The 15376-nt window shown below is 71.3% G+C and carries 18 protein-coding genes; 6 read left to right on the top strand and 12 right to left on the bottom strand.

Features of this window, described 5'->3' with window-relative positions:
* Nucleotides 1-11: 11 nt before the first annotated feature.
* The 3 genes from AB0D67_RS34115 to AB0D67_RS34105 form a co-directional block, all read right to left on the bottom strand.
* A complete protein-coding gene (locus AB0D67_RS34115; RefSeq protein WP_362945148.1) occupies nt 12-149 on the bottom strand; it encodes a hypothetical protein in 138 nt (45 codons plus the stop codon).
* The gene (locus AB0D67_RS34110) at nt 146-337 is read right to left on the bottom strand and encodes a hypothetical protein (RefSeq protein WP_362945146.1); all 192 of its coding nucleotides are present in this window, start codon (nt 335-337) and stop codon (nt 146-148) included. The genes AB0D67_RS34115 and AB0D67_RS34110 overlap by 4 nt, the downstream gene beginning before the upstream one ends.
* A gap of 164 nt (nt 338-501) precedes the next feature.
* On the bottom strand, nt 502-1143 hold the full coding sequence (locus tag AB0D67_RS34105; RefSeq protein ID WP_362945144.1) for a dihydrofolate reductase family protein: 642 nt from the start codon (nt 1141-1143) through the stop codon (nt 502-504).
* A 435-nt stretch (nt 1144-1578) separates the two neighbouring features.
* On the opposite strand from AB0D67_RS34105, the gene AB0D67_RS34100 reads away from it, so the two are divergent.
* Complete coding sequence (locus AB0D67_RS34100) at nt 1579-2424, top strand: peptidoglycan-binding protein (RefSeq protein WP_362945142.1); 846 nt, start codon at nt 1579-1581, stop codon at nt 2422-2424.
* 61 nt (nt 2425-2485) lie between these two features.
* Nucleotides 2486-3424, top strand: a complete 939-nt coding sequence (locus tag AB0D67_RS34095; protein WP_362945140.1) for a SpoIID/LytB domain-containing protein — start codon at nt 2486-2488, stop codon at nt 3422-3424.
* Between the two features lie 80 nt (nt 3425-3504).
* On the opposite strand, the gene AB0D67_RS34090 is transcribed toward AB0D67_RS34095, so the two are convergent.
* Nucleotides 3505-4548, bottom strand: coding sequence for an NBR1-Ig-like domain-containing protein (locus tag AB0D67_RS34090; protein WP_362945149.1), 1044 nt, complete (start codon nt 4546-4548; stop codon nt 3505-3507).
* A 269-nt stretch (nt 4549-4817) separates the two neighbouring features.
* A complete protein-coding gene (locus tag AB0D67_RS34085) occupies nt 4818-5471 on the bottom strand; it encodes a 1,4-alpha-glucan branching protein (RefSeq protein ID WP_362945138.1) in 654 nt (217 codons plus the stop codon).
* Between the two features lie 111 nt (nt 5472-5582).
* Here AB0D67_RS34085 and AB0D67_RS34080 point away from each other — a divergent pair, with 111 nt between their 5' ends.
* A complete protein-coding gene (locus tag AB0D67_RS34080; RefSeq protein ID WP_362945136.1) occupies nt 5583-6113 on the top strand; it encodes a hypothetical protein in 531 nt (176 codons plus the stop codon).
* Nucleotides 6114-6401: 288 nt separating this feature from the next.
* Here the strand turns inward: AB0D67_RS34080 and AB0D67_RS34075 are convergent, their stop codons facing one another.
* The 3 genes from AB0D67_RS34075 to AB0D67_RS34065 form a co-directional block, all read right to left on the bottom strand.
* The gene (locus AB0D67_RS34075; protein ID WP_362945134.1) at nt 6402-6674 is read right to left on the bottom strand and encodes a tyrosine-type recombinase/integrase; all 273 of its coding nucleotides are present in this window, start codon (nt 6672-6674) and stop codon (nt 6402-6404) included.
* 79 nt (nt 6675-6753) lie between these two features.
* Nucleotides 6754-7116: a nuclear transport factor 2 family protein gene (locus tag AB0D67_RS34070; protein WP_362945132.1), complete on the bottom strand. Its 363-nt coding sequence runs from the start codon at nt 7114-7116 to the stop codon at nt 6754-6756.
* 187 nt (nt 7117-7303) lie between these two features.
* The gene (locus tag AB0D67_RS34065; RefSeq protein ID WP_362945130.1) at nt 7304-8527 is read right to left on the bottom strand and encodes a PLP-dependent aspartate aminotransferase family protein; all 1224 of its coding nucleotides are present in this window, start codon (nt 8525-8527) and stop codon (nt 7304-7306) included.
* Between the two features lie 99 nt (nt 8528-8626).
* Here AB0D67_RS34065 and AB0D67_RS34060 point away from each other — a divergent pair, with 99 nt between their 5' ends.
* Nucleotides 8627-9151: an Lrp/AsnC family transcriptional regulator gene (locus AB0D67_RS34060; RefSeq protein WP_362945128.1), complete on the top strand. Its 525-nt coding sequence runs from the start codon at nt 8627-8629 to the stop codon at nt 9149-9151.
* 70 nt (nt 9152-9221) lie between these two features.
* Here AB0D67_RS34060 and AB0D67_RS34055 read toward each other — a convergent pair whose 3' ends face one another.
* Complete coding sequence (locus AB0D67_RS34055; RefSeq protein ID WP_362945126.1) at nt 9222-10109, bottom strand: hypothetical protein; 888 nt, start codon at nt 10107-10109, stop codon at nt 9222-9224.
* 222 nt (nt 10110-10331) lie between these two features.
* Here AB0D67_RS34055 and AB0D67_RS34050 point away from each other — a divergent pair, with 222 nt between their 5' ends.
* Nucleotides 10332-11918, top strand: coding sequence for a serine/threonine-protein kinase (locus AB0D67_RS34050; protein ID WP_362945124.1), 1587 nt, complete (start codon nt 10332-10334; stop codon nt 11916-11918).
* Nucleotides 11919-11954: 36 nt separating this feature from the next.
* On the opposite strand, the gene AB0D67_RS34045 is transcribed toward AB0D67_RS34050, so the two are convergent.
* The 3 genes from AB0D67_RS34045 to AB0D67_RS34035 form a co-directional block, all read right to left on the bottom strand.
* A complete protein-coding gene (locus tag AB0D67_RS34045) occupies nt 11955-12860 on the bottom strand; it encodes a hypothetical protein (protein WP_362945122.1) in 906 nt (301 codons plus the stop codon).
* A gap of 225 nt (nt 12861-13085) precedes the next feature.
* Nucleotides 13086-14327: a sigma-70 family RNA polymerase sigma factor gene (locus AB0D67_RS34040; protein WP_362945120.1), complete on the bottom strand. Its 1242-nt coding sequence runs from the start codon at nt 14325-14327 to the stop codon at nt 13086-13088.
* Nucleotides 14324-14695 carry a YciI family protein gene (locus AB0D67_RS34035; RefSeq protein ID WP_362945118.1) on the bottom strand — a complete coding sequence of 124 codons (372 nt, stop codon included), beginning with the start codon at nt 14693-14695 and terminating at the stop codon, nt 14324-14326. Before AB0D67_RS34035 ends, AB0D67_RS34040 begins: the two co-directional genes overlap by 4 nt.
* A 241-nt stretch (nt 14696-14936) precedes the next feature.
* On the opposite strand from AB0D67_RS34035, the gene AB0D67_RS34030 reads away from it, so the two are divergent.
* The gene (locus AB0D67_RS34030; RefSeq protein ID WP_362945116.1) at nt 14937-15362 is read left to right on the top strand and encodes a hypothetical protein; all 426 of its coding nucleotides are present in this window, start codon (nt 14937-14939) and stop codon (nt 15360-15362) included.
* Nucleotides 15363-15376: the final 14 nt, after the last annotated feature.

Genomic DNA, 15376 nt, shown 5'->3' with positions numbered 1-15376 from the left:
CAGAAACAGGATCACGCGAAGGGCAGCTCATACACCACTTCGCTGGACGTGACCATCGCCCCGAGGGCGGTCCATCCCTCGGGCAGCGGATAGACGTCGAGGCCGTTCAGGGCCTGACCTACGGGTACCTCTTTCTCTTCCTCCGTCACGGAGCCTCCTGACGACCGGTGGGTACACGAATCGGAATGTGCCGCTCGACCGCGTCACAGCAGACGTCGAAGCCACTGTGCCGGGGGCATTCGACCTCACCGGCCTGCGGGCAGTGATAGATGTCCGGGCAGCCGCAGTCGAAGAACTCGGGCAAAGGGTCAGGCGGTTCGGCCATACTCATGATCATCCAGTGGATGCTCCGTACTCCACAACCGCTTTGGTCCCGATGATGCGACGTCTACCGTCGGTCCGCGGTGTCCTGCGACCCCGGATGGAACCGGAACCGAACCCTGTGGCCGCAACCGCCGCCGGGTACGGGTGCGGCGTGGTAGCCACCGATACGGGCACCGCTCAGTTCGGACCGCCGCCGCGGTCCTCGCGCCGCATGTCGCCGGTGCCGGGGGTCCCCGCGCCGAGGCCGTAACGCAGGAGCACGGCGCCCGTGGACGAGGTGACGGGCGGTTCGAGGAGCGTCAGGTTGGCGGGCACCGTACCGCCGTCGAACACCTTCTTGCCGACGCCGAGCACGATAGGGAAGATCCACAGGTCGAGCCGGTCGAAAAGGCGCTCGTGCAGGAGGGTCTGCACCAGGTTCAGGCTTCCGATCACGTGGATGTGCTCGTGCCTGTCACGCAGCTCGTGCACGGCGCTCACCAGATCGGGTCCCAGCTGCGTGGAGCCCGCCCAGCCCAGATCCGGGTTGCCCCGTGAGGCGACGTACTTCGGGACGCTGTTGAACAGTTCGGCGACCCCGCCGTCGACGCCGTCGACCTGGTCCGGCCAGAACGCGGCGAAGATGTCGTAGGTCCTGCGGCCCAGGAGCAGGGCGTCCATGCTCTCCATTCCGGCGCCGACGTGCCGGCCGACCGTCTCGTCGAACAAGGGTGCCTGCCATCCCCCGTACGGAAAGCCGTCCGGGTCTTCCTCGGGATCCCCCGGCGCCTGGCCGACGAGGTCGAGCGTCGCGAACAGGTCGATGTGGATCATTCCCATGGTGTTCTCCTCACTGCTCCGGCCTATGCCTCGGTACGGAGACAGCCGGGCGTCCGGGCGCGAAATCATCGAACTTCTGTTCGCGAACTTATCGAATGATCGTTGAAGGCCGCCACCACCGTCCACCCGTCTGCCGGCGGATGTCCCGCGATCACCCGCGCCCGGGGTCCTCATCGAGCGACCGGGGCCCTGGGCGGGCTGTGAGCACATCCCCATGACACAGCCCCACGTCAGACCGTGTGTCCTGTTCGCCATGGGATCACCTGTCAGATGGCGCGTACGCCATGGGATGACCCGTCAGGCGGCGCGTACGGCCTGTACGGAGCATCGTCGAACAGGCTGACAACACGATCTCGTTGTGGACGGCTTGAGCGTTCCGAAACGGTGGATTCGCCGCAGGGACCACCTGCCGGCGGATCCACACCGGGAGAAACGATGAAGCCGCCTCCACGCGCCACCGCCTTCACGGCGGCCGCCCTGCTCGCCTGCCTGACCGGAGTGTCCGGGATGCCGGCGGCGCAGGCGGCCGACGCCAGGGCTCTTCCGAGCGTGAACATGGAAGCCGTCGTCAAGGCGGCCCAGATCGACCCGCGGCGGCCTGACGACACGGTGACTCCGGGCGCCAAGGCCGGCGTGCTCCTCGTCGAGCGGGCGCTGCGCGACCGGAAGATGCTCGACGCGAAGTGGGTGGACGGCTACTTCGGCACCACGACGGTCACCGCCTTCGCGAAGTTCCAGAGGTCACTCGGCTTCAGCGGTCTCGCCGCCAACGGCCTTCCGGGCAAGACGTCGCTCACCAAGCTCGGAGCCGGCCGTTTCACGGTCACCCACGCCATCGCGCCGGGTGCCCGGGTGCCCGACGGTGACTTCGTCGTCGACACCCGCACGCGGAGCATGCTGGCCGAGGCGGAGCGGCTGCTCGGCCGCGACCTCGTGCTGCTGCAGGGGTCGTACAACCCCGGCGGCGACCCCACGTCCGCGGGCACCCACGACGGCGGCGGCGTCGTCGACATCTCGGTCAAGGGGATGAGTTCCGTCACCCGCACCGCCGCCGTCCGCGCGTTGCGACGTGTCGGCTTCGCGGCATGGCTGCGCAGCCCCGACCAGGCCGACTGGCCGTGGCACATCCACGCCGCCGCCATCAACGACACCGACCTCTCCAGCCAGGCCCAGCACCAGACCGGTGACTACTACCTCGGCCTGAACGGCCTCTCCGGCCGCGGCCCGGACGACGGCCCGAAGGTGACCATCCGCACCTGGGAGGAGTACCGGCGTCGCTGACCGTCCCGGACCCCGACCGAACAGATCGAACCCCACCTGCACGGACACGAAGGAGAACACCATGAAGACGCTCAACAGGATCCTCACCGCGTCGGCCACCGCGATGGTGCTCGGCGGGGCGGTGCTCGCCGCCGCCTCTCCCGCCTCGGCGGCCGCCCGCAACGGCGTCTGCGAGCCCGGCGAGTTCTGCTACTACTTCAACAGCGGCAACCAGGGATCCCTGTCCGACTTCACCGGATCCGTCGCCGACTACGGCACCAAGCAGCCCTCCTGCTTCGACTTCAAGGGCCCCGGCGCCGGCAAGGGCAAGTGCGTCAAGAACTCCGCCGCCTCGGTCTGGAACCGTACCGGCAAGACGGTCCGCGTCTACTTCAACAGCAACTACGGCGGCGGCTCCCAGGACTTCGCGTCCGGCGCCAAGGGCGGCCTCAAGCCCGGCCTCAAGAACCAGAACGCCTCCCACCGGCTCATGAGCGGCTCCGCGCCGCCGACCGGGTGCAAGACCGACGGCACGCACACCAGGATGCCCACGACGATCCTCGTCTACCGGAAATCCCTCAACCGCGTTGAGCGGGTGGACTTCAGGACCTACGTCAAGAACGTCCTGCCCAACGAGTGGCCGTCGTACTGGCCGAGGGAGTCTCTCAGGGCCGGGGCGATCGCGGTCAAGAACTTCGGCTGGCGCTGGGCGCTGAAGTCGACGAAGAAGACGCCGAGCGGCCAGTGCTACGACGTCACCGACAGCACGTCCAGCCAGATGTACAAGCCGAACTCCGCGACGGCGGCGACGAACGCCGCGGTGGACGCGACATGGGGCACTCGGATGACGCGCAACGGGGAGATCTTCAAGGCCCAGTACTGCTCCACGTCCACGAAGTGCTCTGACTGGGTCACCGGCGACTGGATGTCGCAGACCGGCTCCCGTGACAAGGCCAGGGCGGGCTGGAGCTACTCCAGGATTCTCAAGTACTACTACAGGGGGATCGTTCTCGGCTCCTGACCCCCGGGAGGCCGTCCGCCCCTGATTCCCCGTCGTGCCCCTGATTCCCCGTCGTGCCCCGCACGGCGGGGAATCAGGCGTCAGCCGACGATGACCTGGAAGTTGATCGGCCGGCCTCCGGGATATGCGACCTGCCCCGAACCGTCCATCATCTTGAACCGCACGTAGCACAGGCCGGGCTTCCCCGGCGTGGTGATGTCGGTCTGGATGTCGACCATCTCTCCGGGCCGCGTGTCCTTGATCGGCACGTCGGAGAGGGTCTGGCACTGGTCGGGTCGCTGCGGCAGGCCGAGGCGGCGCAGCGAATATCCCTTCCACGGCACGGTCCCGGTGTTCTTGAGCCGCCACACCTTGGTCACGGTCTGGCCGGGGCCGACGCGCGTGCAGTCGGGCAGCGTGATGTCCCCGATGAACTTCGCCGAGTCACCTTCGTGGGCGGCCGGCCTCCACGGCGGGTTGGTGGCGCGCACCGGGCAGTCGGTCGCCGACAACCGGGTATCCGGTGAGATCTCGGACGGGTTCAGGTCGTCCCCGTCGGTCCCGGAGCCGCGATTGACGGCGACCGCGATGAAGACCGCCGCCGCCACGACGACGGCCGCCACCGCTGCCGCGAGCGCGGCCGGGCGGGCCGGCCGGAACCGTCTCCGGTCTCCCGTCGTGGAGGGGACCGCCTGGACGTCGCCCGCGGTCTCATCGGGCGGCGGCGGTGTGGGCGGAGGCACCGGGGTCCCACCGGCCCGCGCCGGGGCCTGCGACCCGGTGGCGCCGCGCGCGGTACGGCCTTCCGCGACATCCGTGGCGGAGGCTTCGAGCCCGTCGGACGGACGGGCTCCCGGGGCGTCCGTGCGGCTCGGGGGTTCTCCGGCGCTCGCCGATCTGACCGCCGCGTTCGCCCTCTCCCAGCGTTCGCGGTACGCCGCCGGGTCCGCGCCGCACGCCTTGACGAACTCGACGGTGGTCTCCCAGCTCGGGAGCCGGTTACCCTTCGCGGCTTCGTGCAGTGTCGTGTGTGAGATCGCCCCCGACCGGCCGGACATCTCCCGGAAGGGCGGGTTGCCGACCGACCTGCGAAGCTCTCGCAGCGTCGCCGCGAAGACCTCGATCGCCTCCGTCCGCGCAGGCATGTCATCCACCGAGTGAAGCTAACAGCGCCCACGGTGTTCACTCAAGCTAACGGAGCATCTCGTATACATCCTCCCGCGCCTCACCCGCCGCGGCGAGACCGGGAGAGCGACCTGCGCCCGGCTCGTCTCCGTCGGCTCAGGTCACGTCCGGGAAAGCGCTGTACGGCAGGCGGGTACGGCGACGCCGCCCTCTTGCCGCTCCCGACCGCGCGGAGGCGGGAAGGCCTCCGCGCGGGTCACCCGCTCGGAGGTTCGCCCCTCACTGAGATCTAGGCGTGCAGGACGACGAACAGGCCCCGCGCGCGGGCGCCGTCCGGTGTGTCCCAGGAGCCCGCGACGTGGCCGACCGCTTCCGGCGGGAGGAGGGACGCGTCATCCGGGGCGGGACGCAGGACCCGGTGCAGACGGAGGGCCATGCCCGGAGGGGCGGGCAGGTCGGTGCCCTCCCGGTCGTCGGTGGCGGTGGCGGTGAGGTCCGCGGGGGCGAGGCCGCCACCGGTGTAGGAGCGGGCGATCTCCGGGTCGGGGGTGTCGCTGACGCTCTGCTTCTGCGCCTGGGCCCGGCCCTCGATCAGAGCCGACAACCGGTCGAGCAGCACCGGGTCGTGGCAGCCGTCGTAGGCCCAGCGCCGTCCCAGCACCCCGTGCTCCATGGTGCCGATGAGGGCGTGCTCCGCCCCGTCGAGCGGGGCACCGCGATAGGTGAGCGGCACCAGGTAACCGGCCGGGTGGGTGGCCGAGTCGTCGGTGACCACCATGAACTCGATCCCGACCTCACCCCGGGGATCGTCAAGCCGGAAGCCGCCGGCCTTGGTCAGCCGTGGTTCGCTCACTCCACCGGAGTACCACGGCCGCGAGGGCAGCCAAGAGGTCAGCAGTTCCAGCTTGGTCGGCGTGAGGGTGGTGTGGTGAATGACGGCCATGTCCGGGATCCTCTTCCATCGAGTGGATACGGGCTCCACATCCTGCCACCGGGCCGTGACGTGTTTTCCGTACGACCGGTAATCGACGGGGCCGGGGAGGGACTACTCGGTGTGGACGATCCCCATGCCGAGCCGCGCGTCAACGACTACGACATGCCGATACGGTTCATGATCGGGCAGGGGCGGCTGAGCATCGACGAGCTGGCGAAGCTGCCCACCACCGAGGCGGGGCTGGACAAGGAGCTGCGGCGCCGCCACCGGGCGGATGCCGACGACCCGGAGTCCCCCCTGCGGGTCGGCTATCCGCTGTACGTCTGGTCGACGGCGCAGGACCTCCTGGCCGGGCCCCTCACGCCGGGCACCCGCGCGGCCCTGTACCGTCTGCTCGCCGACCAGCCCGGACTCACCGTGGCCGGGAAGGTGACCGGCCCGCTCGGGCGCCACGGCGTCGCGATCGTGATGGGAACGGCCGAGGGGGATTCCGAATACGCCCCCGACCGGGCGCCCGGGTTCCGCCTCGTCGTCGACCCGGAGACCGGCCGGCTGCTGGCCAACGAGGCCCTCGACGATGCCGCCAAGCCGATCCGGTCCGTGGCCTACGAGGCGATGGGCTGGACCGACGCCCTCGGCGAGCGCCCCTGACCGCCCACCCGCCCGCCAACGGATGTCCCGCGATCACTTGCGCCAGGGTTCTCATCGGGCGACCGGGGCCCTGCGTCCGTGGCCGTGCAGAAGTCCGCGGGTGGCCGGGTCGGGGTCACCACTGGTGGCCAGTTTCAAGTCCCCATTTGTCCGCGGGTTGTCCACGGTCGCGGGGAGGGGTCCTGAACGGTGATCATGACGGTGTCAGCCAGTCACATTGATCACCGTTCAGGGAGTCCGCTCCCTTCGGTGTCGCGGCCATCCAGGCCTGCTACAGGGTGCGCTACTTCACCGCCGCCGAACTGGCCCGCCCATGGCGACCTGTCTCACGTCGGCCATGGCGCTTGTCGGCAGGGTGACGGGCAGGGAGATCGACAGGGAGTGGACCCGGAGCGTGATGGACGGGCCGGCGTGGCCGAGCCGAGCGGCGACCACGTGAACAGGGACGCCGGCTAGAAGCAACGTCGTGGCGTGGATGTGCCGTAGGTCATGCAGCCGTGCATGAGAGAGCGGCTCCGTCGGCTTCGGTCCTTCCTTCGGATCGGTGTACCGGCGGATCATGGTCGCGATCAGGGAACTGACCGTGTCCGGGTGGATCGGCTCACCCCAGTGGATGAGTTTCCGTGGTTTCGCTGGAGCGTCAGGCCGCGTAGACGGGAGCGAGGTCGACGAATATGCGGTAGTCGGTGATCAGGCCGTCGTCGCGGGTGCGCCAGATCGACACGGCCACGACGCTGGTGTCCTTGCCGTCGAGCCGCCGGTAGGTCACCTCGGTCTCGGCGATGACGTCGGCGTCCACCTGCCAGCTTCTGACGATCCGGTGCCGCAGGCCGCCGATGGTGGAGTAGAACGCCCGTAGCCCGGCGACGATGGCCTCGCGTCCCGCCAGCGGTTCGGCGTTGCCGAACACCAGGGTGGCGTCTTCGGTCAGCAGCAGGGCGAACTCGTCGGGGTCGAACGAGTCGACCACCTGGAAAACGCCTCGCACCACGTCGTCGGTCATGCCGTCCCCTTCTCGTACGGCCGGGGTCACTGGTGGGGACGATACGGGGCGAGGAACGGCGTACAACTATCGCCAAGGTGGGGATCCCGTCGCCGTGCGAGCCGTACGGCTCGTCGAAGTTCCCCGAACCATCGCCAGGGCGGGGATCCCGTCGCCGTGCGAGCCGTATGACTCGTCCCGGAGGAGGTCAGGTCTGGAGATCCGGGGTCCGGGACCTGATCGCCGAACGGTGGGTGCGAGTACGGCGGTTCACGGACAGGGCGCGGTCCAGGTCGTCGATGAGGTCCACAGGGTTCTCCAGGCCGATGGACAGGCGGACCAGGGCCGGGGTGGGGCGGGCGTCGGAGGCCACCGGACGGTGGGTGAGCGCGCCCGGGTGCTGGATCAGGGAGTCGACGCCGCCCAGCGACACCGCGTGCGTGAACACCCGGACGGCTGAGGTGAGGCGGGCGGCCTGGTCGTATCCGCCGCGCAACTCAATCGACAGCATCGCGCCGGTGCCGTTCATCTGCCGCCCGACCAGCGGATGGTCGTCGGCGGGATAGTGGAGGCGGGCCACGTCCGGGTGGTCGGCGAGCCAGGCGGCGACGGCGCGCGCGTTCGCCTGCTGGGCGCGTACCCGCACCGGCAACGTCGCCAGCCCGCGATGCAGCAGGTAGGCGCCCAGCGGATGGAGCAGCGCACCGGTGATCGCGCGTACCCGGCGCAGTGCCGCGGCGCGCTCCCGGTCGCAGGCGATCGCACCCGCCACCACGTCGCCATGCCCGCCCAGGTATTTGGTCGCGCTGTGCAGCGCCATCGCGGCGCCGAACCCGAGCGGGTTCTGCAGTACGGGCGTCGCGAACGTGTTGTCCACCAGCACCGGCACCCCGTCCGCCGCCGTCACGACGGAACGTATGTCGACCAGGTCGAGCGTGGGGTTGGCGGGGGTTTCCAGCACGACCAGCGCGGTGTCGCGGCGGATCGCCGCGGTCACCGCCGTTCCCGTGCCCTCGCAGAACGTCGTCTCGACGTCCAGCAGGCCCGATGCCAGCAGGTGATCGGCGCCGCCGTACAGGGGGCGGACGGCCACGACATGGCGTCGCCCGGTCTCCCGCGTCGCCGCAAGCAGCGCCGCCGTCAGCGCCGCCATGCCGGAGGAGAAGGCGACCGCCGCCTCCGCGTGCTCCAATCTCGCCAATCCCGCCTCGAACCGCGCCACCGTCGGGTTCCACAGCCGTGCGTAGACAGCCGTTCCCTCCGGATCACCGCCGGAGGCCAACGTCTCGTAGGCGTGTCCTCCGGTCTCGATGTCCGGCAGCGGGTTGGTCGAGGAGAGATCGATCGGAGGCGCGTGCACCCCGAGATCCGCCAAATCCTCACGCCCAGCGTGTACGGCGACGGTGTCGGGATGAAGAGAACGGGATGTCATGGCCCGACTGTCGGGGAATCGCCAATCATCCTCAAGATATGTTGTGGAAGGCGGCCTGTTTCCGGATAGTTGGTGCGGAATCCGCAAACGGGAGGCGCGATGTCGCGACGTGTACCGCAGGATCCACAACTCGACGGCACCGATCTGAAGATCCTGGCGGCCCTGTCCCGGGATGGCCGCCTGACCAACGCCGCACTCGCGGCTCAGGTCGGTGTCGCCGAGTCGACGTGCGCCTACCGGGTGCGCGCGCTGCGCGCTTCCGGTGTGATCACCGCCGTCCACGCGCACATCGACACCGCCGCGCTGGGCCGTCCGCTGCAGGCGATCATCCGGGTCCGGCTGGGCGGCCACAACCGCGACCCGGTCCGCACCCTGTTCGATCGGCTGGTCGAGACACCCGGCGTCCTGGCGGTCTTCCACGTCAGCGGTGACGACGACTTCCTCGTGCATGCCGCCGTCGCCACCCCACAGGACCTCCGTGACCTGATCCTCGAACGGATCACTGTGCATCCCGGCGTACGGCAGACGCAGACCCAGCTCGTCTTCGAGGCCCGTGCCGGCGTCGGCGTCCTGCCGCCCTCCCCGGCCCTCGAAGCCAGGAAGACGACCAGGCCGACCCGGTAGCGAGCGGCCGCGTCCGTCCTCCGGGGCGACGTCGTCCAGGCCGGCCGGGCACCGGCCACGGTGGAGCGACTCAGGTGTTGCCGGAGTCCTCCGGAATGGGCTCGTTCCGCTCGCGGACGTACTCCAGCAGGTCGGCTTCGTCGATGACCTCGTCGGCGGGCGGGGCGGTGATGACGAGACGGGACCCCCAGCCGGTGTAGCGCGTGTCGCTCCGCTTGACCAGGGCGTTCTTTCCCTCTCCCACGGTGTCGGTGGTGAGAAGGCGCTTGGGCAGGCCGGTCCGGTCGGTCCAGAGCCGCCAGGAGACCTTCCCCTTGCTCTTCGCGCCGACGAGCCGTCCCGAGGCCCAGTCGACGAAGGCGCCTCCGGAGAGCCTGCCCAGTTCCTTGCGGCTCAGGGTGCCCCGGTAGAGGAGGCCGCCGGAGACGCGTTCGCGCTTCGAGCACTTCAGCAGGGTCTTCATCAGGGACGTGTCGTACAGGTCGATCGGCTGCAGGCTGGCGTCCCGGGCCATGTCCCGGTTGGCGCTTCCCCGGTGCTTCTCCGGGAACCGGATCCACTTCTTGCCCTCCGGGACCGGCCCGCCGGGGTAGTGGGCGGCGTCGTCGTAGGTGTTCTCTCCGACGCGGATCATGCGGTGGGAGGTCTGCTCACCGGGCTTCGCGGGCTTCCCGGCCTTCGGCGCGGGAAGGCCCCGCCAGGTGAGGTCCGCGGCGACCGGGCCCGACGGGGCGAGCCGGAGCCTGCCGGTGATCCGGGTCCCGCTTCCGGAGACCGTCGACTTCGCGCCGTAGTGGAAGCGGTCGGTCTCGGAGATCCGTACGCCGTGCTCGCCGCGGAGCTGCCGCTTGATCGCACGTACCGGGTCGGGGGCGTCCGCCTGCGCGGCGGCGGGACTCGTGGCGACCGGCGCGACCCCGGTCAGTACGGCGGCCGCCAGCACGACCCATCGTCTCATGGGGGGTTCGTCCTTCTGCTTCGACGTCAGGGTGCCTGAGCTGAAAGATAAGGGTGAAAGTGATATTAACCTGCACGCTCCATCCAAACCCGGTTCGCTTCGGTGCTCGATGCTCGGCCGCGTCCTCCACTTCGGGCCCCCGGCCGTCGCCTCGACGGGACCGTGGTGGGGCGGGTCCCGCGTCGCTAGGGTGAGGGGACGACCCCGCGCGTGGAGGAGCCGATGCCCGCTGGTCCGCTGGAGCCGGGAGACCCGCGCGCCCTGGGGGAGTTCGAGGTGGTCGGGCGGCTCGGCGAGGGCGGGCAGGGCATCGTCTACGAAGGGCGGAGCCGGTCCGGCGAACGGGTGGCGATCAAGGTGCTGCGCAGCGGCTCGGATCCCGCCGCGCGCCGCCGGCTGGCCAGGGAGCTGCGATCGGCGCTGCGGGTGGCCCCCTTCTGCACGGCCCGGGTGCTGACGGCGGAGACCGGCCGGCCTGACCCCTACGTCGTCAGCGAGTTCGTCGCGGGCCCCTCACTCCAGGAACGGGTGCGTGGTGGAGGGCCTCTGCGCGGAGGCGACCTCGACCGCCTGGCGGTCGCCACGGCCACCGCGCTCGCCGCCATCCACAGCGCGGGGGTCGTCCACCGGGATTTCAAGCCGGCCAACGTGCTGCTCGGCCCGGACGGCCCGCGGGTGGTCGACTTCGGCATCGCCCAGCTGCTCGACGCGAGCACGATGCCCTCGTCGATGTCCGGCACTCCGCCGTACATGGCCCCCGAGCAGCTCAACGGCGTGTACGGCTCGCCCGCGGCCGACGTGTTCTCCTGGGCGTCGACCATGGCCTACGCCGCCACCGGCCGGGCGCCGTTCGGCAGCGACACCGTCGCCGCGATCTTCCGCCGTATCCTCGGCGCCGAGCCCGACCTCACGGGCGTTCCGGCGCCGCTGCGGGAGACGCTGGCCGTCTGCCTGGCCAAGGACCCCGGAGCGCGCCCCTCCGCCCGGGCGCTCATGATCCGCCTGGTCGAGCCCGGCGCCCCGACCGTCACGGTCCCCGAGGTCGGCCCGGTGCCCACCGCCTACCTGCCCGCCGGCTGGGGCGGCCGGGCGGACCGGGAGACGACGCCGGAGCACGGCGGACCGGTCCCCGGGCACGCTGACCGGGCCCCCGGGCATGGTGAGCCGGTCCATGGGCGAGGTGAGCCGGCGCCGCGGTACGGCGAGCCGACGCCCCGGCGCAGGCGGAGGCCCGCCGTACTGATCGCGGTCACCGGTGCCGTCGCGGTGCTCGCGACGGCGGCGGTGCTGTACGCCACGGGGGTCCTCGGCGGCTCCCCCGGCGGTGACGCGGCGGGGTCGCAGGCCGGGACCGGCGGGAAGACCGGATCGCGTTCGGCCGCGGACGGGCGGTCGGACCCGTCACGCCCGGTCGCGGACGAGCGGTCGCGTTCCACGACGTCCACGACGCCGCCGTCGCAGCCTTCGGTCCCGGCTTCGGCCCGGCCGGGCGGGGGAGTCCCGGAGGCGTTCGCCGGGACGTGGACCGGCCGCGTCGTCTCGCAGGACGCCCGGAGGAAGGCCGTCGACGTCACGCTCACCCTGCCGGGCGACCGGCCGGCGGGGACGTGGCGGTCCGGTGCGTGCGACCAGCAGGTCACGCTGACCCGGGTCAGGGCCGGGAACGTGCTCGACCTGACCCGGGCGCAGCGGGACCAGTGCGTGGGGGGAGACATGACCCTCACCCTGAAGGACCCGGCGACGCTGGACTTCGTCGGTCAGGAGGGCGGGAGCGGACTGGAGTACCGCGGAATCCTGGGCAGGCCCTGAGCCCGGTCCGGCGCCGGTCCGATGCCGGACCGGTGTTCAGCCCGCCCGCGCGATCTGGAACGAGTACGGTCCCGTCTTCGCCGAGCCCGACCTGACCACGAGCGCGTACCGGCCGTCCCCGCCGGAGAGCGGGATGTCGGCCTCGTATCCGCACAGGGGGATGGGCTGCCGCGGGCTCGCGACGTTCCTCTCCGCGGCGTCCACGAGCTCCAGTTCGATGGCCTCGCACGCCCCGGCCCCGCCGAGGACCTTGATGGCCGACGCGCCGTCCGCGTCGAACTCGAAGCGGTCGATGCGCCCGGGGACGTCCAGCCGCCCCGCGCCGTCCGGGCCGCCCTCGCCGATCCGCAGGCCGATCGCCGCCGGGAACGTGCGGACCTTCACCGTCGCGATCCGGAAACCGTACGGCCCGACGACGTTCGTGTTCCCGAAGACCTCCAGCCGGTGCCTGCCCGCCTTGGTCAGCTTGACGACCGACGTGCCCCAGCTGAGAGCGATGCCGGACGGGCCCACCGGCCGGCCGTCGACCTCGGAGTACACCTGGAGCCGGATGTCGTCGCCGGTCATGTCCGTGACGTAGAACTCCCTGGCGTCGCCCAGGTCCAGGGTGAACCTGTCCCGCTGCCCGGCCCGGGTGAGTTCGGCCGCGACGGCGCCGCCGTCGGTGAGGACCCCTCCCGGCTGCACCGCCGTCCGGGCCCCGGCCGGGTCGTCCGTCCCGGCCGGGTCGTCGCTCTCCGGAGGGCGGCCGGACTCGGCGGCCCGGGCGGTCGGGGGAGCCTCGGCGGTGACCGTGACGGTCACGCGTTCCGGGGCGGGCCGGTCGTCCCCGAGGGAACCGGCGCCGGCGCCGCATCCCGTGACGATCAGGAGCATGAAGGCCGCGCCGGCGGCGAGCCGGAGGGGTGGCACGCCGCGGCGGCCGGGGGAGGAGGCTTCCATGCCGGTCATTGTGCGAAGCCCACTTGCATCCTGCTTTCCGTCGTGGGTCCGCGCCCCGGAGCCCGCGGGGGCGACGCCGTGGCGCGGGGCCCCGGCCCGGCCTCCCGTGGGGCCGGCGGCGCCCCGGCCCGGTTGTCCGACACGCTGTCGGCGTCATCCGGCCGTGGGTGATGTCGAGGGGACCGGGGCGGGCGCCTGACGGTACCGGCCCTCCGGACAGGGCCGTCAGCCGAGACGGTCGGCCCTGTCGAGCAGGTACCGCTGTTCGACCTGGTTGTCCGTCAGGGCGGCCGCCTCGCGGTACAACGCCGCCGCGCCGGCCGTTTCGCCGGTCATCTGGAGCAGGTGAGCGCGTACCGCGCGTTCCCGGCGCCGGGTCAGCGGGTCCCGGTCCAGCCGGTGACGCCGGTTGAGGTCGTCGAGCAGCGCCAGCCCCCGGCCCGGACCGTACGCCCGGGCCACCGCCACCACCCGGCTGAGCCGTACCGGTGCGGTCGGGGTGAGCCGTTCGAGCCACAGATACAGCACCGCGATCTGCGGCCAGTCCGTCCGCTCCGGCGACGCGGCCGCGGCGTGCACGGCGGCGATCGCCGCCTGCAGCTGGTACGGGCCCACCTCGTGCCGGTTCCAGACGCCGTCGATCAGCTCGGTGCCCTCGTGGATCAGGGCGGCATCCCACAGTGTCCGGTCCTGCTCGTCCAGCGGCACCAGCTCGTCGGCGCCACGGACGCGGGCGGCGCGCCGCGACTCGGTGAGCAGCATCAGCGCGAGCAGCCCGGTCACCTCGGCGTCGCCCGGCAGGGAGGCGTGGAGCATGCGGGTCAGCCGGATCGCCTCGTGGGTCAGGTCGACGCGGGCGAGTTCCTCGCCGGCGGAGGCCGTGTACCCCTCGTTGAAGATCAGGTAGAGCACCTGCGTCACGGCGGCCAGGCGGCTGCCGCGGTCGGCGTCGTCCGGCGGGGTGAAGCGCGCGCCGGCGCCGGCCAGCCGCTGTTTGGCACGGCTGATCCGCGTGCCCATGGTGTTCTCGGTCGTCCCGTAGGCGTGGGCGATCTCGGCGGTCGTCAGGCCGCCGACCGCGCGTAGCGTGAGCGCCACCTGGGAGGCGGGACTCAGCACGGGATGGCAGCAGAGCATCAGCAGGGTGAGGCCGTCGTCGGTCTCCCGCGGCGGGGACGGCCGGCGAGCCGGTTCCCACATGGCCTGGTCGGCCGCCCCGGCTTCCCGCTCGCGCCGGCGCCGGGCCTGTTCGGAGCGGAGCAGGTCGACCATCCGCCGGTAGCCGACCCGGATCAGCCAGCTACGCGGGTCGTCCGGCACGCCGTCGACCGGCCATGCCCGGCTCGCGGCGAGCAGCGCCTCCTGAACCGCGTCCTCGGCGACGTCGAAGTGACCGAAACGCCGGGTCAGCGCGCCGAGCACCTGCGGCGCCTCCACGCGCAGCAGGTGCTCGACGTCCGCGCTCACGCCGTGAACTCCTCACCCATGATCGGCCGGATCTCGATCGGCTCGCCCAGCACCTCGACGATCCGTGAGGCGATCTCCACGGCTCTCTCCCGGTCGCTCACGTCGATCACGGCGAAGCTGGCCAGGACCTCCTTCAGTTCGGCGAAGGGCCCGTCGGTCGCCACCACGCCGTCGGAGGTCCTGCGGACCGTGGTGCTGACCACCGGGTGGCCGAGGCCCACGCCGGTGACGAACTCGCCGGTCTCGATCAGTTCCCGCTCGAACCTCTGGTACGTGGCGAAGGCGGTCATCGCCTCCTCGGACAGCGCGTCGGGGGTGGCGGCGTCCCAGGCGGCGGCCGGCGTGTAACCGAGCAGCAGGTATTTCATGGGAGTCCTCCCTGGTCGTTCCCGGTGAATGTACGCAGGATCAGGCGGAGCGGAGGCCACGGGATGCGGCGACGGCGGTCATGACCTCCTCCCCGGCCGGATCACACCGGTACCTCGTGGCCGGGCCGGAGAATTCGACACGATCCGATTGTGATTCAGATCACATCAGATGCGTGTCGGGACGGACAGGCCGCCTCCGAGGTACCGGCGAGCACTCACCACGACTCACCGAGGAGACGAGATGTCCGAGAACTACCGGCCGAGCGCCGGCCTGAAGGCTCTGGACCGCCTGGTCGGCACCTGGGCGATCACCGGCGGCGCGGAGGGGACCGTGCGGTACGAGTGGATGCCCGGCGGGTTCTTCCTGCTCCAGCACGTCGATCTCAGCCAGTCCGGCGAGTCGGCCACCGGCCTGGAGGTGATCGGTAACCTGCGGCCGTTCGGCGAGCCGGCCGGTACGGAAGTGGTGTCGCGGTTCTACGGCTCGTCCGGCGACACCCTCGACTACGTCTACGAGCTGATCGGCGACGAGCTGACCATCTGGTGCGGCGCGAAGGGCAGTCCCGCCTACTACCGGGGCACCTTCAGCGCCGACGGCGACACGGCCACCGGCGGGTGGGTCTACCCCGGCGGGGGCGGGTACGAGACCACCATGACCCGGATCTGAGGCCGGCCCGTACC

It is taken from the genome of Streptosporangium sp. NPDC048047 (assembly GCF_040653115.1).
In the GTDB taxonomy this organism is placed as follows: domain Bacteria; phylum Actinomycetota; class Actinomycetes; order Streptosporangiales; family Streptosporangiaceae; genus Streptosporangium.
The sequence above is the reverse complement of the archived record's forward strand: the minus strand, read 5'-3'. Positions and strand labels throughout refer to the sequence as shown.